17 protein-coding genes and 6 pseudogenes are annotated in these 21022 nt (G+C 60.2%); 10 read left to right on the forward strand and 13 right to left on the reverse strand.

Features of this window, described 5'->3' with window-relative positions; genetic code table 11:
* The first annotated feature begins 16 nt into the window (after positions 1-16).
* On the forward strand, positions 17-736 hold the full coding sequence (locus tag P5W99_RS35665) for an IS6 family transposase (protein WP_434667545.1): 720 nt from the start codon (positions 17-19) through the stop codon (positions 734-736).
* Between the two features lie 35 nt (positions 737-771).
* Here the strand turns inward: P5W99_RS35665 and P5W99_RS35670 are convergent.
* The 3 genes and pseudogenes from P5W99_RS35670 to P5W99_RS35680 form a co-directional block, all read right to left on the reverse strand.
* Positions 772-855: pseudogene (locus P5W99_RS35670) on the reverse strand (IS6 family transposase); the annotation flags it as partial.
* Positions 856-866: 11 nt separating this feature from the next.
* On the reverse strand, positions 867-1097 hold the full coding sequence (locus tag P5W99_RS35675) for a hypothetical protein (protein WP_434667548.1): 231 nt from the start codon (positions 1095-1097) through the stop codon (positions 867-869).
* Positions 1098-1250: 153 nt separating this feature from the next.
* Complete coding sequence (locus P5W99_RS35680; RefSeq protein WP_434667551.1) at positions 1251-2126, reverse strand: sulfurtransferase; 876 nt, start codon at positions 2124-2126, stop codon at positions 1251-1253.
* Positions 2127-2948: 822 nt separating this feature from the next.
* Here P5W99_RS35680 and P5W99_RS35685 point away from each other — a divergent pair.
* Entirely contained in the window at positions 2949-3392 is a 444-nt protein-coding gene (locus P5W99_RS35685; RefSeq protein ID WP_434667554.1) for a hypothetical protein, read from the forward strand.
* 891 nt (positions 3393-4283) lie between these two features.
* Here P5W99_RS35685 and P5W99_RS35690 read toward each other — a convergent pair.
* From P5W99_RS35690 to P5W99_RS35700, 3 genes are all read right to left on the reverse strand, one after another.
* A complete protein-coding gene (locus P5W99_RS35690) occupies positions 4284-4412 on the reverse strand; it encodes a hypothetical protein (RefSeq protein ID WP_434667557.1) in 129 nt (42 codons plus the stop codon).
* A 287-nt stretch (positions 4413-4699) separates the two neighbouring features.
* Positions 4700-5059 carry a cytochrome b5 domain-containing protein gene (locus tag P5W99_RS35695; protein ID WP_434667559.1) on the reverse strand — a complete coding sequence of 120 codons (360 nt, stop codon included), beginning with the start codon at positions 5057-5059 and terminating at the stop codon, positions 4700-4702.
* Entirely contained in the window at positions 5056-6240 is a 1185-nt protein-coding gene (locus P5W99_RS35700) for a ferric reductase-like transmembrane domain-containing protein (protein WP_434667562.1), read from the reverse strand. Before P5W99_RS35700 ends, P5W99_RS35695 begins: the two co-directional genes overlap by 4 nt.
* Before the next feature lie 593 nt (positions 6241-6833).
* Between P5W99_RS35700 and P5W99_RS35705 the strand changes: the two are divergent.
* Both P5W99_RS35705 and P5W99_RS35710 read left to right on the forward strand, forming a co-directional pair.
* Positions 6834-7013: pseudogene (locus tag P5W99_RS35705) on the forward strand (IS3 family transposase); the annotation flags it as partial.
* A gap of 418 nt (positions 7014-7431) precedes the next feature.
* Positions 7432-7611: pseudogene (locus tag P5W99_RS35710) on the forward strand (IS6 family transposase); the annotation flags it as partial.
* Positions 7612-7862: 251 nt separating this feature from the next.
* On the opposite strand, the gene P5W99_RS35715 reads toward P5W99_RS35710, so the two are convergent.
* The gene (locus tag P5W99_RS35715) at positions 7863-8210 is read right to left on the reverse strand and encodes a hypothetical protein (RefSeq protein ID WP_434667565.1); all 348 of its coding nucleotides are present in this window, start codon (positions 8208-8210) and stop codon (positions 7863-7865) included.
* A gap of 184 nt (positions 8211-8394) precedes the next feature.
* Positions 8395-8781 (reverse strand): annotated as a pseudogene (locus P5W99_RS35720) (c-type cytochrome); the annotation flags it as partial.
* Positions 8782-8785: 4 nt separating this feature from the next.
* On the opposite strand from P5W99_RS35720, the pseudogene P5W99_RS35725 reads away from it, so the two are divergent.
* A pseudogene (locus tag P5W99_RS35725) lies at positions 8786-9107 on the forward strand (SDR family NAD(P)-dependent oxidoreductase); the annotation flags it as partial.
* Between the two features lie 156 nt (positions 9108-9263).
* Here the strand turns inward: P5W99_RS35725 and P5W99_RS35730 are convergent.
* The 3 genes from P5W99_RS35730 to P5W99_RS35740 all read right to left on the reverse strand — a co-directional run bounded on the left by P5W99_RS35730 (position 9264) and on the right by P5W99_RS35740 (position 14931).
* Positions 9264-10256, reverse strand: coding sequence for a D-alanyl-D-alanine carboxypeptidase family protein (locus P5W99_RS35730; protein WP_434667568.1), 993 nt, complete (start codon positions 10254-10256; stop codon positions 9264-9266).
* 283 nt (positions 10257-10539) lie between these two features.
* Positions 10540-13635, reverse strand: a complete 3096-nt coding sequence (locus tag P5W99_RS35735) for a transglycosylase domain-containing protein (RefSeq protein WP_434667571.1) — start codon at positions 13633-13635, stop codon at positions 10540-10542.
* 537 nt (positions 13636-14172) lie between these two features.
* Positions 14173-14931 (reverse strand): energy transducer TonB, encoded by a 759-nt coding sequence (locus P5W99_RS35740; protein ID WP_434667574.1) that lies wholly within the window; start codon positions 14929-14931, stop codon positions 14173-14175.
* A 282-nt stretch (positions 14932-15213) separates the two neighbouring features.
* Here P5W99_RS35740 and uppS point away from each other — a divergent pair, with 282 nt between their 5' ends.
* The 5 genes from uppS (at position 15214) to petA (ending at position 18565) form a co-directional block, all read left to right on the forward strand.
* Positions 15214-15954, forward strand: coding sequence for a polyprenyl diphosphate synthase (uppS, locus tag P5W99_RS35745; protein WP_434668349.1), 741 nt, complete (start codon positions 15214-15216; stop codon positions 15952-15954).
* A 222-nt stretch (positions 15955-16176) separates the two neighbouring features.
* Positions 16177-16911 (forward strand): trypsin-like peptidase domain-containing protein, encoded by a 735-nt coding sequence (locus tag P5W99_RS35750; protein WP_434667577.1) that lies wholly within the window; start codon positions 16177-16179, stop codon positions 16909-16911.
* Complete coding sequence (locus P5W99_RS35755; protein WP_434667580.1) at positions 16859-17626, forward strand: PDZ domain-containing protein; 768 nt, start codon at positions 16859-16861, stop codon at positions 17624-17626. Before P5W99_RS35750 ends, P5W99_RS35755 begins: the two co-directional genes overlap by 53 nt.
* 51 nt (positions 17627-17677) lie before the next feature.
* A complete protein-coding gene (locus tag P5W99_RS35760) occupies positions 17678-17869 on the forward strand; it encodes a hypothetical protein (protein ID WP_421029047.1) in 192 nt (63 codons plus the stop codon).
* Positions 17870-17944: 75 nt separating this feature from the next.
* A complete protein-coding gene (petA, locus tag P5W99_RS35765; protein ID WP_434668351.1) occupies positions 17945-18565 on the forward strand; it encodes a ubiquinol-cytochrome c reductase iron-sulfur subunit in 621 nt (206 codons plus the stop codon).
* Between the two features lie 15 nt (positions 18566-18580).
* Here the strand turns inward: petA and P5W99_RS35770 are convergent.
* Together P5W99_RS35770 and P5W99_RS35775 are read right to left on the reverse strand one after the other, a co-directional pair.
* Positions 18581-18822 (reverse strand): annotated as a pseudogene (locus P5W99_RS35770) (poly-beta-1,6 N-acetyl-D-glucosamine synthase); the annotation flags it as partial.
* Positions 18823-19159: 337 nt separating this feature from the next.
* A complete protein-coding gene (locus tag P5W99_RS35775) occupies positions 19160-20308 on the reverse strand; it encodes a porin (protein ID WP_434667584.1) in 1149 nt (382 codons plus the stop codon).
* Between the last annotated feature and the right edge of the window lie 714 nt (positions 20309-21022).

Here is a 21022-nt window from a genome sequence, read left to right on the forward strand (position 1 = left end):
GAAAAGAGAGCCGACAATGAGCAAGCCGAAGAGCCTGGAGGAACTGTTCGCGGGCCGTCACTTCGACCGCGAAGTGATCATTCTGTGTGTTCGCTGGTACTTGCGTTACAAGCTCAGTCTGCGCGATCTTGTGGAGATAATGGCAGAACGGGGTTTGTCGCTGGCCCACACGACGATCCTGCGCTGGGTGCGGCGTTATGCGCCGGAGTTCGTCAAACGCTGGAACCGCTTCGGCACACCCACGGGACAGTCGTGGCGTGTCGATGAAACGTACCTGAAGATCCGCGGCAGGTGGGTCTATCTCTCCCGGGCGGTGGATCGGACCGGCCAGACCGTTGACTTCATGCTCCGTGCAAAGCGCGACGTGAAGGCGGCCAAAGCCTTTTTCAGTAAAGCCCTCAAACATCAGGGCCAGCCGCCGAAGACCATCACGCTGGACGGCTATGCCGCCTCACACCGCGCGGTGCGTGAGATGAAAGAAGACGGCCTGCTGCCCGAAGACACAAAGGTTCGATCCTCGAAATATCTCAACAATCTGATTGAACAGGACCATCGCAACATCAAATCCCGGACAAATGTCATGCTCGGTTTCAAACGTTTCAGGAGCGCAACGATCACGTTGGCCGGCGTCGAGTTGATGCAACGAACCTGGCGAAGCTCGGTCTCGAGAATTTCGATGCGCCTGCGGTCTGGAATGCGGTCCTGTCGATTCGATAACATATCCTTACCGCTATAAAATAATCGACCATAACACCTATTTGCACCAGATCCCCAACGCACGCATATCAACATTATCTCGAGAGGATAGTGCAACCGCTTCAGCACTTTGGCTACCGCCGGGCTCAGCGCTTTCATTGTCGTTCACGTCATTCTGTAAGGTCGCCCAGCATACCAGCCTCCGCTATTGCAACAGAACCCAACATTTCACCCTTTTGTGGAAACGCAGTGGTCAATTCCCGAAGCCCGTTTTCAAAGGGGAGTGTGATCGCATTCGCGGCTCTTGCGATGTCTGACATTCCCCACGTCAGGTAGCCCGCGCCTGCCGCCACGATGGAATGCAGCACGTGACGACGCCTGATGTCATATCCGTGGTTCATCGCTTGCTCCCAATCCGAAAAAGCCGGTTTGTCTTTCCCACGAAGCGGTTCACGCTCCCACCCGGATCAATATATGCAGCACGATGGCGAGTCTCCACAAGCAGTTACCCGATGACGATCCCTTTTGATTTGGACTGCCATGGACCCAGATACTTACGTAGCGTTCACCTGGTATGGCAGGCCCTGTTCGATGGGGAGGGAGGGGTCGCGTGACCATTCGTTCCACGACCCGAAATAGAGCCGTACGTCCTTGAGGCCGGCCTCCTCAAGCGCGAGAAAGGTATTGGAGGCCCGGGCACCCTTGAAACAAAAAACGATGACGGGCGTTTCATGGGAAATGCCTGCGGTCGCGCACTCGGCAAGAATTTCCTGGCGCGACTTGAACATTTGCCCCATGGGCGTCGGCTTCATCATGCGGTACCACTCGATCCACACCGAACCGGGAATCCTTCCTTTGCGCGGGCAAAAGTCCTTGCCATAAGGAGAAGAACTCTCACCGATCCATTCATCAACATCCCGGACATCAAGCTTCACGATTGATTTGTCCGCTACGGCTGTCTTCATTGTCGAAAGGTCGACGAACAGGTTACCGGCGCTGGAGCTTGTCGGGAATGTAGCAGGCCTCGGAACAGGTACTTCGGTTGTACTGGGGAAGCCTTCCGCACGCCAGGCTGCATAGCCGCCGTGCAGGACCTTGATCTTTTCGCGTGGATAACCGAGATACCTCAGGAGCACATAGCCGCGGCACGACTGGCCAAATCCGGTTGCCATGGACTGTTCGTAAACAACGGCGGTTTCTTTGCCAGACAGGCCTGCGTTTCCGAACGCACTGGCAAACTTGTCGCGTAATGCCGCCAGGCCGTCGGGGGTTGATGTGGCAAGATACGTAAATATTTCGTGAATATTCACCGCGCCGGGCAGGTGGGCTTCCGCGTAGTTCGCGGCGTCTCGTGTGTCGACCAGCACTAACGATTCAGATGCCATTATTTCAGACAATTCGCGCGGCGAAATGAGGACATGTTCGCTCATGGCTTACCTCCCGGGTTAGACGCCTTGGATTGCGAAATTTCTTACCTCAGAACTCAGTCGGAAAATGCTCCGGGTGCTTAAGGGCCATCGCGACAGAGAGACTTTGGCTTTCGCCTTGTCATTCACCGACCCGCGACTTCGTTCCCGTGTCCCAGGAAAAATTCTGATGCAAAGCCGAACCGCTATCACCGGGCCCGCCGCGAACCCGGCCCATTGCGGAAGCCCGTCATATAGTGATTCTCGCGCGGGACACTCTTACCTCACGCAGAAAAAACTACGCTAGTCCCGGGGCATTGCCTTTGACGCAAGTCAACCTGTCCTGGCATCAATTCTCTCGAAGCAAAAACCAGCCAATTCGATGTGAGCAGCGACAGCAAGCGACGTCGAGAAGGCTGCGCAAAGAAGCCAATGGGATGATCAGGATGTGGCGACTTGACGTTCGTCAGGAACTTCACCCGAGCGTGCGGGATGCGTTGCGCGAACCGCAATTGAAATTCACGTGGGGTGACTCTTATCCGGTGTGATCGGCCAGGTATCGCAGCGGCGGGCAGGGGCTTGCGCATTCTCCAGAGAGCACAGTCATCGGCCAAGGGAGCACGACCATAAGCTAGTCTTAAGCCAGGCAGCGTTACATTGACTTTCGAATCCCTATTCGAGCCAGCTGTTCAAGCCTTGCACTGATACTTAGGGAGGGCAAATCCCTCCCTGAGTATCAGTGACGCATCGTATGACGCAATTCAATGGTGACCGGGATCACTGGCGGCGCGCCAGTGGAATGGCCTGCACAATACTGGGAAATCGCTATCGAACAGGAGGCTTGCCATGCTGAAGAGGAACGTGTTTCAGGCACTGGTGACTGCAGGTCTTTTTGCCGTTGCACCAGCTGCGCTACCAGTCGAGCCGACCGCGGTAACGGTTCACCTTTCAGACGGTGGGAGTGCCGGAATGTCCTTGACTCTGGTGCCGTCGACTGTGCCGGCAGGACCGGTCGAATTTACGATCACGAATGAGTCGCGTACGTTGAAGCACGAATTCCTGATCTTGCTGTGGTCCAACGACGGTAGCGCACTACCGTATGATCAGAAGACACAGCAGGTTGATGAGGATCGCCTGAGCAAGCTGCAAGGTGTGGAAGACCTTAACCCCCGGGAGACTGTCACGACACGACTTCAACTCAAGCCCGGCCGCTATATTGCATTCTGCAACGAGCCAGGACACTTTCGCGACGCAATGCGTGCCACGTTTATCGTCAGTGCGGCGAAATGATGCCGTTGAGCAAAGTGTCAACGCCCTGCCCCATGTTCACCGTCCATTTTTCGACCTGAGAGCGCGTCGGGGCACGCAGAGTGCGGAGGCATCATCGGCGGATGTCGCCTGTGGGATTGAGGCGGCTACGCAGGTGTGTTCAGGGTCGGCTACAGATGGCGAGCGAATCGAACGAGACACGGGACTGCAGTCCGGTTGATCCTTCCGTGACCATACGCCGGCGAGCCGTTGTGCATTAATGCGCCAAATGCTTGGCCAGCACGCGAAACAGTGTGACTTGCGGGATCAATCCAGTTCGGTTAGTCCGGCAGGTGTTTTACCTTGGATATCGGCCGTTGGTGCAAGGGAAGAATGCGTGGAAGGATGTTATGCTACCCTGAGTCGCCGGTGCGCCAGAGCCCCCAGCACGTGCAAACCTATCAGTGCGGCCAATCCGTAGGCCGTCATTGCGTGGAGTTATCCTAACCAGTTTGACAACTCGTGGCTCCTGGACAACCGCGTCGGCAACGAGAAGAGTCCAAAGAAGCTGGCTGCGTGTCCTGCCGCATTGGTTTTTAGCCACCCGAGCAGAGGAGCCGCGAGCATCAACACATAGAGCAGGCAATGGGCTGTGCTTTCTACGAAGTATGTCGCCGTACCGGTTTTGTTCACGGAAGGCGGCAACTGGTTCCGCACGCGTAGCCGGTTCGCGAGGCGGATGAGTGCGAGGACGAGGATGGCAAGCCAATCGATTTGTGCAGGGCAAGGAGGTCCTCCCTGTCGTCGAGCATCCAGCCGATGACGAGATTGCCGACCGCGCGATGGCCAGCAAACAGTGCAGAAGACTGACTGAAATGGGGTAGCGCGAAGAGGGTTCCATCAAACGTGATCCGGATCGAATTGGCGTGCCGCTTATCCCGGCAGGTCGTGGTAGTGCTTTCTGGTCCAGTCGATCCTGCGCAGAGCGTTCTTGGCAGTGGTCATGTCGTTTGGGCGAATGGCCTGATCGATCTCGACAAGTTCGCGCCGCAGAGCCTGCATGCCTTCGTCGTAGGTGGTGTTGACGGCTGCGTAAATCCGGCACTAGACGGCGGCGCAAGGTCGAGTAAATCGCTCAACAATGAACGGCAACGGGCTTGTAGCCTGCGACCATCTGGGACACAGCAAGGTGGCTGTGAGATCGGTCGAGGTTCGAGTACGTCAGTGTAGATGTCGTGCCGGGCGAGAAGCGGGACTTGATACTCTCGATCCGTCGCTGGCCGCACGCAATCGTCGCGTTCGTTCCTTCATTTCGCGGCTGGCTGCTGCGCAACGGCCGCCGATATTCCTTATTTCGACGCTCCAATACGGTACTTCAACAACATCTCATTGGCGTAGGCAGAATGCGGTCGGCCCCTGGTCTTGGTATGGTAGGCCTCAGTCGCCTCCTTGCCACACCAACGCAGAATTACCGCAGGGTTTGATGGGTGCTGGGGTAGGTAGGCGGTGAGATCGTAAACAGTGCCGTCAATGGCCATCCAGCAGTCGTTGATTTTGTTGTGGCGGGCGACTTCGGCGAGCGTCCACATCGTCTCCGGCGCGACCGCACCGGGACGGGCCATATCGTCGTGGGGCTCAATATCCGCAGTCCAGAATACGGCGACAGCGATCCAGAACAGCACGGTAGCCAAAATGAAGAGTCTGCTCATCGTTCACGAAAGTCGAAAAGCTCGAACCGGATAGATCGGCGTGAAACACCCAGTTCGACGAGCTGTGGAACTAGCGCCTCGACCATTGCTCGTGGGCCGCAAAGATAGACACGGCGCTCGGAAAGCCGGTGCACCGCTGAAATCAGCGTGTCAACGTTCGGCAGGCGATCACCTGTGGCAACGGTGACGAGTTCAAGCAGCGGATCTGCCGCAGCCAGATCATCGAGCTCGTTGAGGAAGGCGGCATCGGCGATGCTGCGGTACAGGTAGATCAACATGGTCGACTGTGTACGTGGCTGCGCGCGCAGCGCTGCCATGAAAGGGGTAATCCCGATGCCGCCGGCGATCCACAGTTCGGGACTGCCTGGGGTACCGCTGAGGAAATTGCCAAACGGGCCCTGCAGGCGCACCAACACACCAGGCTCAAGCGCCTGCAATCGTTGCGAGCACGACCCGAGCGCCTTTACGGTAAGTCGAAGGCGTTGCCCGGCATCGATGCCGCTCACTGTAAACGGGTGGTACTCGCCGCAGCCCTCGTATCGGGGACCGTGACCAAAGGCCGCCAGCACGAACTGACCGGGTTCGAGCGCGAGCGTGCCGGCACAAGGAGCGAGCGAGGCCTCGATCATCCCTGCCGCCGGTCTTGTTACCGCTACCACGCGATATGGGTAGTCCGTGAGACCGCGGTCGCTGACAATGAGGCGCCAGCTGAGAGCCAGTAGGCCGGTTGCCACAAGCCCGATGGAGCGCAGATGATCGCCCGACAGCGCCCAGACGTGAGCAAGGCTGAGGAGTACACTGAGGCCGAGCAACAGATGGAGCTTTCGCCAGTAGCGATAGGGCAGGAGCACGGAAAACGTAGTGGCGAGCCCGATCATAACCAGCAAGAGTGCGAACCAGCCCAACCATACCGGCCATGCCTGCGTCCACGGGGTGAGCGCCTGCCAGGCGGCGCGGCTCGATTCTGTCCGACCATCCAGCGCCAGGGCGATCGGATGCGCAAGGAGCGCAAGGTAGGCCAGAACACCCGCCCGGTGATGCCAGCGGTAGGCGGCCTCGAGGCCGCCCATGGCGCGGACGAAGTGCGGCTCGCGCATCACCAGGGCCGTGCTGGTGACGAGCAGCCCGGCGCCCAGCCAGCCACAGACTATGGCTACGCCGCGCCACCACGACACCTCCACGGGAAACGCCGGCCAGGCGAGCAGCAGCGGTGGAACCAGAGCTACCGTTGGGGCCGCTAGCCGGCATCGCAAGCTGCCCCGATCGACCTTGCACACATCACAGGAGGCGAAAGGTGCATTTGACGCCGGTGGTCCTTCCTGTCTTTCCTTCATAGTCGTTAGCCACCAGCCGTAAGTTTTTGAGCAAGACGGCAAACCATGGACGCGCTAACATGCCGAGCGACGCAGTATCGGGACGAGGGGCCAGCAGGGTGCGGGGCCTGTTCATGATACTGAGATGCAAGATGCCGGATGCTGGGCTTACTCTCAAGTTGCGGACGTATGTTCCGCGTCCTTTGACCGCCGGATCCGTAAGCAGGCTAGCGCGTTGATTCCGATGGGATGTTGATTCAAATCAACGTCGAACCCTTCGCCCCGTACGGTGTGACTTGAGGGTAAAGGCAACCGCGACGAGAGGTGGCCACGCGAAAACGGACAGCGAGATAAGTGGAGCGGCCGGAGCCTGAGCCAGCGATAATGCAGGCAATGGAACCGAGGAAATGACGAAGTGAGCCCGACGCACGCACTCAGCGGCGTTCAGAGCAAAGGTAGCCCTGGCGGCTGTCAAGGGTGAGCGCACGCTCGCTGAACTGGTGCAGCAGTTCGACGTGCATCCGAACCAGATTACGGAATAGAAACGGCAGTTGAAGGAGCGTGCGGACGACGTGTTTGGTGCGTCCGGCCCGGTGTCGAGCGAGCCACCGGTAGACGTGAAGACCCTGAATGCCAGGATGCCCGGAACGAAGAATGGCCCCGCGCTGGCTGGCTACTGAGCAGTCACGATGGCCGATGCGCTCAAGAAAACCGTGACTGACATGCCTGCCCAGTTGTGGCGGCCATTGACCTGGGATAGTGGCATACGCTGAACACCAGGCCTCGGAAAACGCTCGGCCGGAAGACGCCTGCTGAAGCGACGTACTGCAAGGGAGAAGCAGGACGAAAATCCATGCCGATGAATTTAGGGTCCACGAGGGCGCGGCGGTTGAACTGGGGATGTGGCCCACGCGCGTGCCCCCGGTGTACAAATCAAAAGACCAGTATCGCGTCATGCTCGCCGATCACATCCAGCGCTTGAGTGCGCAACAAAGCCTGCTTTATGCCGACAATCGTTACGCGGTGCTATTCATCTTTCAGGCGATGGATGCTACGACCCTCGTGGAACAATACCATCGGGCGATCAAGCGTCGTACCCGACCCATGCTGGGATTCACGGATTTTCGCTGTGCCCGAATCTTGCTGAGCGGCATCGAACTCATGCATATGATCGCCAAGGGCCAGATGAAAGACGCGGGCAAACTCACGCCACCGGTCGCCCGTCAATTCTATTCGCTGGCTATATACGCAATCCTCATCAAATCTCTATTGTTCGCCCACATCGCCTTACCGCGACAGAACCCAATTGCTCGTGTGCGGCCTGGTCTGCAGCGCCCACGGCGATCCGTGAAATTCAAATACCGTTGGCGCTGCCCCGAGGAGGGGCTGACGCAAACGATGCTGCAATCGGCAGTCTTCGGGCTTTCAGTGGATCGGAAGCCGTTCGTGAAACTATCTGCATGCGAGTGCGTTGATTTTTGCGACCAGCACTACAGGGCATACTGCAGCGCAAAATCAAACGCGATCACAACCATCGAACAACTGAGGCCAGCCAGAAGATTCGAAACACGGTGCTTGAAGTCGTGATGTCGGCCGATCCACGCTCCAAGCAGGAACATCACCTCGACGACGGCCTGGACGCCAACGAACACGAGCATAAGCAGGAACTCATAACCCATGTACCTGAAATTCGTAAAATGCATTCCATAGTCGTAGATCCACCTGCCCACTCGATGAATCTCATACAGCAACAGGAGGCTGGGGAACAGGTAGCTGACAACGTAGGTCGGCACCGTTGCATGCCGCAACTCGATATTGAAATGATGGGTGGCTTGCATGGTCATTCCCCTACACGTCTCGCGGTCACAATACCGTCCCGGCTACTTTCGGGAACGGTGCAAATCCGCAATTCGCCGACTCCAATGCGAGTCAGCTTTGAATACACCATGTTCCTGTTGGGGCGCCGACACGTTGATTTGGGTCAAAGTGAGGGCGAGGTGCGAAATCCAGGCAACGGTCGCTACGTGATTCAAGCCATTCAACAACAGCTTTCGCTTCGTCGGAATCCAGCGTGTGGACGACGGCGGTCATGACGGGCGCGCTGGTGCGTGTCTCGTTCTTGAACACTTCAATCTGGCGCGGCAGATACTCCTCATGCTGACCGGCAAGGCGCGGAAACACACCGGCGCCCTGTCCCTGTGCGCCGTGGCACGACGCGCAAGCCAACGTACCCCGATCGGGCACTCCGTGCTCGAAGATGTCCGGCCCCTTCGCCTTCAACGCCTCATCACCCGGCGCCCCGTGTACCGGCTCCTGACGTGAGTAATAGTCCGCCAGAGACGCGATCGCGGCATCGTCGAGCTGCGACACGATAGTCCACATACAGGCACGCGCGTCAGTTTCCCAACGTCAGTGGGTCGTGACGGCCATTACGCCACCGGCCACCTCCGTCTATAGCGGCACGAAGGGCGCGGTAGATGCGATTACCGGTGCTCGCACGCGAGCTGGTACCGAAGAAGATCCGCGTGTACGCGATCAATCCCGGCATGGTAGTGACCGAGGGTGCGCACGGCGCGGGGGGCATCGAATCAGATTTCGAAACCCTTACGGTCAGCCAGACGCCGCCCGGTCAAGTTGGGTAGCCGGATGATATAGCATCGGCCGTCGGTTTACTTGCATCTGACGATGCTGGATCGTTGACAGGAGAGCACATCGTCGCGAGTGGCGGAATGCGCCAAGGCGGGTTGGCGAATACCGGCGGCATGGGCGCTGGTCCGGCTGGCACCGCAGACGCAGCCTCCCCCTTTGTGCCCCGCTGTTTCCCTGACCGGCCGGCCGCGCCGCCTCTTCGCCAAATTCATCGGAATATTGCACGCGCCCGGCGCAAGGCGTCATGGAGCCGAAGAGGCAACAAGCGCGTGGTGTTCATGCTTGCCCGCATGGTGCCTGAACGTCTGCCGGTGCACGCCAGACGCCGAAGCGGTCCGGTACGATGCGAACCGGACCTTGACGCCATGCGAACGCGCGAGCATCAAATGGCGATGATGCAGCCGCGCATCTGCGTACCAGTGCGGCGGGGCGACCGGCGTTTCGTCGCCGTTCAACCACCGGCGTATCGTGACGAGATCCGCAGAGCGTCCCCACGATGTCTGCGAGCCGAGCAGCGCAATCATTATCTGGCCATTCGGCAGGTTGGCATCGACCACGATGCAGCGTCCCGCCTCGCGAATATAGCCGGTCTTTGCGACCAGAACGTCCCAACCGGATGAGCGGACGATCGGGTCGGTGTTGTGATAGAACCTCGTCCTCGAGCCGATTTCCTCTTCGTACTGGGGAAGCGTCGTGTATTCGCTGATCAATGGATAGCGCGCCGCAGCGGCGGCCATCTTCACGACGTCGCGTGCCGTCGAGAGATTGTCCGGCGAGAGCCCGCTTGGATCGTCGAAGTGCGTATCGGCCATATGCAGCGCGCGCGCCTTTTCGTTCATCTTCTGGATGAACGCTGGCTGGCCGCCGGGGAACGCACGCGATAGCGCGGACGCCGCGCGATTCTCGGACGCCATGAGCGCAAGGCGCAGCATCTCGCCCCGTTCGAGCGACGTACCGATCGGGATGCGGGAGCCCGAGTGCTTGAGCCGGTCGATGTCGTCATTGTCGACGGTCACCGTGTCTCCCAGCCGCTGGGCGCTGTCCAGCACGACTATCGCCGTCATCAGCTTGGTGAGCGACGCGATCGGCTGAGCGTCGTCGGCGTTCTTTTCCAGCAGGACTTCACCGCGCCCGACGTCGTAGACGATCGCGCTATGTGAATAGAGGAATGGCGGTTGGGCCCACGCGACGAACGGCGCAGTGGCGAGCAGTAGCGCACTGAGGAAGTTTTTCATGGCGCTCACACCTTGGGACAGCAATCAGGCGATGGAGGGTCCAACGTTCAGGACGATCCCCAACAACTCAACTGTAGCTGCTTATTGGAGGCATGAGTGTGTGAAAGAGGACGGAATTTTTATCCCTGGAGGTAAGACATCCTGAATGCACCTGCGACGCTTACGGCAATCTCCTTACGAGATCCCGCGTACGCTGCACTCGACCAGCTTGCCCCCACATGGGGCCGCGCAAATTATGTAATGGGCAGCCTGATGCGCTGCATCGCCCCCATCCGCTGATCGTTCAGCGTGTGAGGTCCTGCTCGCCGGTTCCAGCCTTGAGCTTGCTCTCCGGCACGTCCTTATTCTCGAGCAGCGACTGCAGCACCGGAGTCATCGACCTGAGCAACTGTACCGCCATCGCACTCGTGAACGTGTAGCGTGCCGCATACGGCTCGTGCACCCACGCGGTGATCGCCCCATAGAAGCGGTCGCCGATCACAAACACGAAGGTCGCACAGCGGTTCACCTTGCGCGACTCAATCAGGCGTGCGGCCTTTGCGTAGACGTTGAAGCGCTGGTCGCCCGTGCCGGTCTTGCCATAGACCTGCAGCGTCTTGCCGTCGGCGAACGTCATACCGTCGGCGAGCCGCTTGCCCGTGCCACCCTGCACCACCGACGTCAGCAGCTCGCGCACCACCTGCGAGATCGCCGGCGAGATGAGCGGCTGCGGTGGCGTAGTCGCATGCAGGAAGCGCGTTTCGTAAGGCGTGCCGCGCGCGAAGTCAAGCGATTCGAAGCTATGCGTCGGCAGCTTTGCGCCGTTGTCGGAAACGAGGCCGATCAGATACGCGAGCGCCGACGGCCGGTCGCCCGCCGCGCCGATCGCCGAGGCATACGAAGGCGTGATGTTGTCAAAGGGATAGCCAAGCGCGCGCCACGACCTGCCGATCACGGCATAGGCCTTCAGCTCGATCATGTGGCGGATGCGCCGGTCCTGGGTGGCGTGATAGCGCGTCTTGAAGAGCCACCTGTAGGTATAGAGGCGTGCGTCGCGGCTTTGCTGCTGGACCTGATCGAGCGTCGCATTGGGATGGGCGCGCCGATCGTTCAGCAGCCACAGTTCGAGCGGATGGATACCCGCGATATAGCCGCGGTCGTTGAGGTTGAACTTGTCGATCGCGTACTTGCTGTAGTACTTCGCGAGGTCTTCGTCGTCGAGCCCCTGGAACCGGGTGTTCTTGAGCTGCGCGCGCATCTGCGCGTTGAACCACGCCTGGTCGCCGTTCGGGTTCACGCTGCGCAACACCGTCGCGATCCGCGCCGGGCCCTTGCGCGTATGCTGCAGCAGGACTTGCAGCGACTCGTCGCTGTTCATGCCCTGGTAGCGCGTGTAGAAACGCTTCATATAAACCTGGCTTTCGGCGTCGGCGAACTGCGTGAGATAGTGGTTGCGCACCGCCGGATCGTCGAGGTATTTCGCGGGCGGCCCCGCGACCTGGATCATCTCGTAGTGGACGATGTCGCGCATGAGCCGCACGAACACAAGATTCACCGAATGCTGGAACGCGCGCTGCACGGTGAGGATCTGCGCGTTGTCGCTCGATTCGAAATTATTGAAGGTCTGCGCGCCGCCGCCCGTGTAGAAGACCTCGCCCGGATTCGCCGAATACTTGCGCTGCACGGCCGCTTCGAGCATGGCAGGCAGCGACCGGTCGGGCGTCGTCGAGAGATAGTCGAGCGCCCAGCGCGTGAGCGCATCGCCCGGGTCGACCTGCGGAATCATCGCGCGCAGCGTCTTCGCATCGTCATTCGCGTACTTCGCGTGCAGCACGCTCACGATCTGCAGATACGTAATGAGCGTGCGCAGCTTGGCCGTCGAGCCGAGATTCAGGCGCGCACCGGAATTGATGTCGAACGGCTCGTTCACGCTGTCGGTCTGCACGCGCATGAGATTCTCGCCTCCGCGGCGCTCGAACAGCGTGAAGCTGTATGCGATCTTCGAGGGATCGTCGGCAGGCTTCAGCATCTCGAAGCCCACGAGGCCTGCTGCGCGCGCGCCGTCCCTGGTCGCGGCATCGGTGAGCCGGTCGCTTACGGCCTGCTGCACGGCGTCGTCGAGGGTGGACGCCGCCGAAAGATCGAGGCGGTCGATATCGTAGATCGTCTTGAGACCCAGCGCCTGCATCAACTGCGTGCGCATCGTGAGCACCGCCTTGCGCTCCACGTAAGGGACGGCCGGGCGCGGCGCGGGCTTCGAGCGACTGAGCGTGAGCTGCGTCTCGAGCGCGGCGTCGCGCAGCGTGGGCGAGATCACGCCGCCGTTTGCGAGCAGACGCAGATAGCTGTCGGTGAGCTTCGCCAGCGCGTCGTTGTTCTTTTGCAGGAAATACGAGGGCGCACGCTGGGCGATCAGCAGCGACAGCACCTGGCGGAACGCGAGCGCCTGCTCATCGAGCGTCGAGTTCGAAATGGGCTCGCGCAGGATGCGATTGACGTCGCCGAAGTCGCGCCCGTACCAGGCCGCGAGGCCGTCGCCGATGCCGTTGATCTCGCCTACGCCCGGCCTCGCCGAGAGCGGCACGGAATTCAGGTAGTGCACGAGGATCTGCTGGCGCGCGGGCATCGTCTGCGGGCCGTCCAGATAGGCGCGCACCGAGGCCGACGCGATCTGGCGCAGCTTTTCCGGCGGCGTGGCGGTGCGCCCGCCCGTGGAGTGGCGAAACTTTTCGATCTGCGTGGCGAGCGTGCTGCCGCCCGGTGTGTGCTGATGCCTGTTCACGAGCCGCACACCCTGATCGACGAGCGCGCGCGAAAAGCGCCCCCAGTCGATGGCCGGATTGCGGTTCGGCTGGTCGGCGGCAAGCAGATATTTGTCCTCGATGAAGAGCAGCGAATCGCGCACCAGCGGCGGCACAGCCTCGAAGCTTTCGTAGACGCGCTGCGGATAGCGTGTACGGAACAGCAGCGAGCCGTTCGCGTCGCGCAGCACAATTCCCGCCTGGTCCTTTTCCTCATAGGGGAGGAAGAGGCCCTCGTCGGCGAGCGAAATCATGCGTGCCGAATCGCGCGCCTGCGCCGCGACGGTGAAGCCGCGCTTTTCGAGCCGGTCGGTGAACGCTGGCAGCTCCGCATAGCCAAGCCGCACATCGTACGGACCATTCGTTGTGGGAAAGCGGATGCTGTGGCTCTGCCCCGGCTCGACCGCGAAGCCGATGTCGCGTGTGAGTTCTGAGAGGTAGTGCGCCTGCAGTCTAGAGGTGTCGATTTCGATCTGGACAATGCGCACCACGATGGCGATGGCAGCCAGCATCGCGACGACCAAAGCCCACTTGATCCACCGCCAGACTGAACCGGCATGGGTGGCAGGAAGAGGAGAACGGACCGACGGGCGATTCATGATTGTTCTCCTGGACGTCGCGTCAGATCGACGAATACACCTCCCAGATAGTCTAACTTGCTGGTTGATTCATGTGTGACCATGTCGCACGATGGCGGCGTCAGTCGCATGGCTATGACCAACCGGTCCACCGGGCAGGTACGACCAGGGCTTGATGATGTCATGCCCGATCTCGGAAGGCTGAGTTCGCCAGAGCGTTCCCACCAAAAGCCAGGCGGCCTGGCGCCCGGGAGGCGACGCACGTGAGGTTTCACCGCACATCTGTGGCCTGTGCGCCGCCTGCACCAGCTCGTCCGCACGCTGACCTATCCACCGATGCCAGGTCCACGGTAACGCGAAAGCGCGGCGGCCACCGCGGTCACAACACGCGCAGGATCTCCCGAAAAGGCTCACCGATCTGTTCCGGTATCATCCACTCATCCAATACGCTCGGGCGCACCGCCGCGATGTATAGCCTGATCGGCCCAGCACGTCTCGACGGTCCCGATCCCGAGCCGTACCTGCGTCAGGTATTCGAGCGCGTCGCTGATTCTCTGGTCATCCCTTCGGTCGAAAGGTCATGACAAAGCTCGTCGGCGTGTTGCCATTGAGATCCGCCGGCATCGGATCAGAGTTCTCGACGGCGGCGACCACAGCGCGATCCCACCGCGGATCTCCACTCGAACGTTGGACCGTGACACTAAGCAGCGCCCCGCTGGGGGTGCACGTGACCGCGATTACCGCTGACGGATTGCCCTCGATATCGAAAGGTGCGAGAACGTTGGCGCGCACCCGACGTGCCACTCGCGAAGCATACGCCGCCGACGCCACCTCCCCACTATCCGGTAGCGGCCTGCCAGCGATTGCCTGGAGTGCGGCGAGCCGTGCTGCGCGCTCCCGGTCCACCGACCGATTTCGCTGCTGCGCGACGCTCAGTTCCTCCGTCAGTGGCGCCCGGAGTGTCGCACCAGCGCGCGCGATCTGCGAGTCGAGTCCACGTCGTTGCTTGGGCTTGACCGTCTCGTTGCTATGCCGCGTAAGCGGCGTCTGGTTGTTCGCAGCAACGAGCCGGGCTGGCACTGTCAACCGTGATGCCCAGTCCCGCTTGACCATGCGCGGGACCGGGACAGCAAGCGGCAAAGGCGTCACCAACCCGGAGACAGCCGTGTGCGGCCCGGCGGATGCAGTCTGCTGGCCCCTCGTGCCGGCAAACAAAAGCGCCAGCAGCACGACGTGCAGGGACACCGCGAGCCCAAACGCACGCCCCATGCCGCGCTCGCGCGGCGGTCGTAGCTGCAGGCTGGATTTCGTGCTCATGGCGGATTGACGCCGGCCCGCGCGTGCACTCTGGTGACGCGGCGAACCGGTGCCCGGTTTGCTGCCACTTCCAGTGTAGTCCCTTTACGGCGTAAAAACCCAGCCAGTGATCCCCTGATGCGTCGCCGCGGCCGCAAACCAAGTTTGTGGGCGGTCGGATGGGCGCTACGCGCTCAAGCCCTTGAGGTGGCTCCCCTCCGAGCCGTTAAGCAAATCTTAAGGATCCCGAGCTTGTTTCGTCGGCTGCGGACGAACTCGCTCGTTCGCGCCTGGGGGGCTGGCATGCACTGCGTCAGTTCAACTGTTCATGTACCTGATGTGGGGGCCGTGCCCCGGCACATCGCCATCATCATGGATGGAAACGGGCGGTGGGCGACGCAACGCAAACTGCCTCGGATGGCGGGCCACACGAAAGGTGTCGACGCGGTACGCACGACTGTCGAAAGCTACTCAAACAGTGGCATTGGCTACCTGACGCTGTTCGCATCCAGCTCGGAGAACTGGCGTCGCCGCCGCGCAGAAGTATCGTTTCTGATGCGCCTCTTCGCCTCGGTGCTCATACGTGAGACGGCGCGGCTCGACGACTACGGCATCCGGTTGCGAATCGTGGGTGATCTGTCGATGTTTGGCGCGGGCCTCCGGGCCCTCATTCAGCGCGCTGAAGCGAAAACCGCCCACAACTCCCATATGACGCTGACGATTGCGGCGAACTCGGGGGGACGCGGGGACATCCTCCGGGCCATCCGGCGGCTTCTAGAGCAGACTGCGGCCGACGAGCGGTCAGCTCTGATCGACGACGCCAGCTTTGCGCAACATCTCGCACTGGCTTACGCGCCGGAACCCGATCTCTTCATCCGTACCGGCCGCGAGCGGCGCATCAGCAACTTTCTGCTGTGGCAACTGGCCTACACCGAACTGTACTTCACCGATACCTTCTGGCCGGACTTTGATGATGCGACGCTCGAGGCCGCTCTGGCATCCTATCGGACGCGGGAGCGTCGCTTTGGCCGCGCGAATGCGTGACACAGGTGCGAAGCTTGGCGGTCCCGACTGGCGGCGCGAGTTTTTCGACATTTGCCAGATTCTCAATTCTCAGTCCCGGCGAAACGGCGAAGCAAATGTGATTTTAAGTTTCTTTTAACGATATTCGCCTATATTGCAAATGCTGTCATTTTGAGCATGGTGCCTGCCGGCCCTTTCTAGCGGCCCAAAGCGCGCTGCAGCTCCGAGGATCGGAGTGGTGTGATGGAATACGCCCATCCCAGGGGGCTGGCGACCCTCTTACTCACGGCGCTTTCTTCAGGCTGCGTGGCACAACCATCGTCAACGCAAGCCTATTTCGGCGCGTCGGGCGGCAACGGCAAATCTGAGTCGCATGGTCGTGCACCGGTCATCATGACGGACTTCTCTACACTCGTTCGCAGGAACGGGCCGGCGGTGGTCAATATCAGCACGACGACCCCGAAACCCACCCCCGAAATGCGTCGCCTCTGGCCCCCTGCGGGCAGCGACCACGATCCGTTCTCTCGCTTCTTTGAACAGTTTTCGTCCGCCTTCCCCAGCATCACGGGAGGCCCTTCGCAGGACCTTGGGTCAGGCTTTGTCGTGAATTCCAGCGGCTACGTTCTCACGGCTTCCCAGGTCATCACCGGCGCGACGAAGATCAAGGTCACCCTCGCAGATGGACGTGAATTCAAAGCCACGGTCGTCGGGAATGATCCTGCAAGTGGCATCGCACTGCTGAAGATTCCGGCAACGAAGCTGCCCACACTCAGGATTGGAACGGTGGCCGAAGAAAAGGCCGGCAACTGGATTGCATCGATCGGCAATCCATATGGTTTGAGCAACACCGTAACCGCTGGCATCATCAGCAACATGGCGAGGGAACTGCCCCCGCAGTTCATATATCCCCCTGATTCAAACCGATATGACGGAGAGCGCGGGCGACGCCGGCAGCCCTGTCCTCGATCCTGGCGGTGACGTTATCGGGATTGAGACGCCGGTCATCAGCACCCTTGGCGGCGTAGACGGGCTGGCATTCGCGATTCCGATTGACGAGGCCATGAAGATTGAACAGCAGTTGCAGCGACATCATGAGGTCCAGCACGGACGGCTTGGCATCACTGTCCAGGACGTGAGTGGGCCGCTCGCACAGGCGTTCGGCCTGACCAAGGCACAAGGCGCGCTTGTCAGCTTCGTCAACCCGGGCGGCCCGGCGGCAAAGGCGGGTCTACGCTCGGGTGACGTCATCCTTCAGATCGACGGTGCCGCTACTGATTCCGCGCGATTGCCCGTAACCGTGGCGGATCTCAAACCCGGCACGAGCGTCCAGCTCGTGTCCTGGCGCGACAACGCGGCGCACAATGCGTCGATCATACTGGGCAAGCGCGGCAGCGGTGCACAGGAATCCACCGCTTCCGCTCATGCCATCGCAACAGATGGACTCACCGTGCGTGGTCTGATGGCCGAAGAGCAACATGACGCAGGAGTCAAAAGCGGCGTCCGCGTCGAGAAGAGCGTCGGTCCCGCCGCATTCGCCGGCATCGAACCCGGTGATATTATCCTGATGGTCAATAACACGCCCATATCAAGCCCAATGCAGTTCCGCGACAAGGTCGAGAGCAGCGGGCATTCGCTTGCACTACTCGTCGAGCGCAACGGTGAACAGATGTTCGTGACCATCGACGTGGTGTAGCCTAAATGGGTGCGCACGCAGGCCATCGCATGATCAATCAAGGAAACCGAAATGAAACTTGCAGCAACGCCGCGATCTGGCTTCACTGAAGAAAAAGGCCATGATTGTCCAACGCCGCCTGACAAGCGGCACGGATCCCATCGGCGCCTCTGGGTGCTCGTTCTCACGCTTCCCACGCTGATCATCGCGCTGGTCATCGGTCTCGAAATTTTTGGCCTGCTCGTACGATTGTTCAGCGTCTGAAATCAATTGACCTCTCGCGAGAACCAGCCTGCACATCGTGAATCCGATATCGACAGTCGAAGTGCGGAGCTTATGATGAAAGCCGTTCTCGATGAACCTGTTGACCCTCAACGTCGCATCTGGCTGATCGCAACCTCGACTGCGGGCGGCATCGCCGGCGTCGCGACGCTCATTTCCTTCATCGACTCCTTTGCGCCGCCCGCGAGCGCCAGGGCCGCCGGCGCACCCGTGCATGCGGACCTCACGAACCTCATGCCCGGCTCGATGATGACCGTCGCGTGGCGCGGTAAGCCGGTCTTCATCGTCAATCGCACGCCGGAAATGCTTGCCGCCGTGGTGAAAGCGAATCCGATGGTTGCCGATCCATACACTGAGCATCCGTTCTCCATGCCGCTGCCAGCCTATTGCCGCAACCAGTACCGCTCGCGCCCGGAACACCTTAATTTTCTCGTGGCGGTCGGCGTGTGCACGCATCTGGGCTGCACGCCAATTCCCCGCTTCCAGGCCGGCGCGCAAGCGAATCTTCCAGATGATTGGCCTGGCGGCTTTCTCTGCCCTTGCCATGGCTCCACGTACGACCTCGCCAGACGCGTCTTCAAGGGCAAGCCCGCGCCACAGAATCTCGACGAGCCACGCTTCATGTTCGTCTCACCCACGAACGTTGTCATCGGACGCGACGAGCACGAAGAAAGCTGAGCACATCGAAAAATATCAATGACCAGCGCTCTGTTCGTGCTGAATACCACGGTCTGGACTCGTCCAGACTGGGCGCTTGCCGCGGCGTCTCAAGGCGTCGGACGGCAGCGCGACAACCGTGGTCACCATGTTGATCAACCAGAACGCGATCGGATACGAGACGGTATCGAGCAAACAGAGCAGCAGCTTTTCGTCGTAGCGCTGATCGATCAGACAGCCACGAAGATCTGCAGCACGCAAGTCACAACCAGCAGCATCCAAGCCTGTTAGTCCGCAAGGTCCAGCAGGGCAAGCGACCGGACGGCGCAACGTCTGAGGGCTGTGCCGTCCGTCTCGAGATTGAACACGTGTCACGTCGGCTCCATATTCCGTCTCCGTTCGGTCGGTGAGCCGACCTGCCAATTGCGCAGATCGCAATCCGACACTTTCCGCGGCAACCCCGGGGAACAAGAACCGCAAGAAAGAGGCGCGCCGACGTCGTCGGCTACGACACGCCGCTCGCTCGTGGACGCCAGGAGCCGGTCGCAGACAACCATCGAAGTCCGCCGGCACCGCGTGCCGGCCGTCTTTCCCGTCCGCGTCCGGGGGCCCGCGTCAGAAACGATGCATCATCGCAACGCGATAGACCATCTGATTGCAGCTTGACGATGGCGCTGCCGAACCGAAGATGTACGCGTTGTCGAAGTCGGTTCCGGTCTTCCCCGTCGCGTGCTGGTACGCTCCCTGGACATAGAGGGACGTCCGCTTGCTCAGGTCGTAGTCGAGCATCAGCGAGACCTGGTGCCAGTTCGGCGATGCACTGCCTGTGGTCGTCGAGATATGCGCGTGCGTGAATGTGTACGCAGCGCCGAGCCAGAAGTTGGGCTGGAAGAAGTACTGGCCGTTGACTTCGAAGTTGTCGAACTTCCAGGAATTCTGGGTTCCCGCTGCCGGCTGATTGACGAAGTAGGCGTTCGACGTCGGGTTGTACACGTCAACGTGCGAGTAAGCAAAGGCGACTGTCGCCTTGTCACCAAACTTGTACGAGACGCCGGCATCAATGTTCTGCTGCGAGCTGCCCGTGAACACGGCTTCGTTGCTCGACATCGCACCGCCAAAGGTCGAGCCCCCGTTGTTCGTCTTCATGTAGGCAACCGCTGCCGCGAGCGGTCCCATCTGGTACTGGACAGCTGCGCTATAGACACGATTCTGCGCAAACCCTCCGGCCTGATTGCTGAAGCCGTAGAGCAGTTCGCCCGTCAGGCCCGCGTAGGTCGGCGTCACGTATTTGACGCTGTTCTGGATCCGGAAGTCGTAATCTGCGTTATCGGTGTCGTACGGGTGGGCGCCAAGATCTCCTTCCCAATTTCCCGCCGCCGTGAATCCGCTCCACATGTCGATCGTGGGGTCATACTGGCGCCCCATCGTCAGTGTGCCGTAGTAATCGGAAGCGAGACCCACATATGCCTGGCGGCCGAACATGCGAGATCCCTGCCCCAGCCTGCCAGTATTCGTGTCGAAACCGTTCTCGAGCTGGAAGATCGCCTTCATCCCGCCGCCGAGATCCTCCGCACCTTTCAAGCCCCAGCGGCTGCCAGCCGTATCGCCGCTCACCATCTGATAGCCCCTGTCGCCCGCCGCATTCGTCGTGAAGTTAAAACCCTCGTCAATCAGGCCATACAGTGTTACGGAACTCTGGGCGTGACTCGTCAACGTGAATCCCATTGCACCCATGGCTGTCATGGCCAGAATCGTCTTTTTCATTGCCGATCTCCTGTTGTTGGAATTCGAAACTTGAATATCTGCTGGTAAAGAGACGACCGGGTGCGGGGCTAGCAAACACACGAGGCAGATCTGCATGAACCTCGAGCCGCACAAGCGGCGCACTCAAGCCGTCCTGAATCAGCTGTACCGCGTTGTGCCGTCCATGCAATTTGTCGTTTTGCAGAACATTTTCTGATCGAGCTCAACGCGAAACTCCGCGCGCGTCGCTACGCGCCAAAAGAAGGGTTGCACATCGCTCGCATCCAGTAATCGGTGGGTAGCACTTCGGCGAACTCAGAGGACGTTTGTGGCATGTGTGCGTTCCCGATTCGGTTCATACGATCCCGGGCCCGAACCGCTGGGCTGCAGCTGTACTGGATAGAACATGGAATTCGCACGTTTCACCTTACTCATTTCCCTTTGGAATCCTTACTGTATCAAGTGGTCATCGCTGAGCTCTTTTTGCATTCTATCGCTAACGAAGGACTGAATTTTTATAAGACTGCATCGTACCGTGGCAAAAGCGCGAACAAGGCGACTGTTGCTTTAAGACCAAAGACCTTGACACTTGTCGAGGACCAGGTCACTGGCGGCTTTCGAGTCCGGCAGCAACTGGTCCGAAAAGATTCGCGCAAGCGCGTGACCGACGACACGCAGCAACTCCCGATATGATCGCCAGGTTGTACTGTGTCGCGACTGCTATCGACGACAATC

The sequence above is a fragment of the Paraburkholderia sp. A3BS-1L genome (assembly GCF_051125215.1).
Lineage (GTDB): Bacteria > Pseudomonadota > Gammaproteobacteria > Burkholderiales > Burkholderiaceae > Paraburkholderia.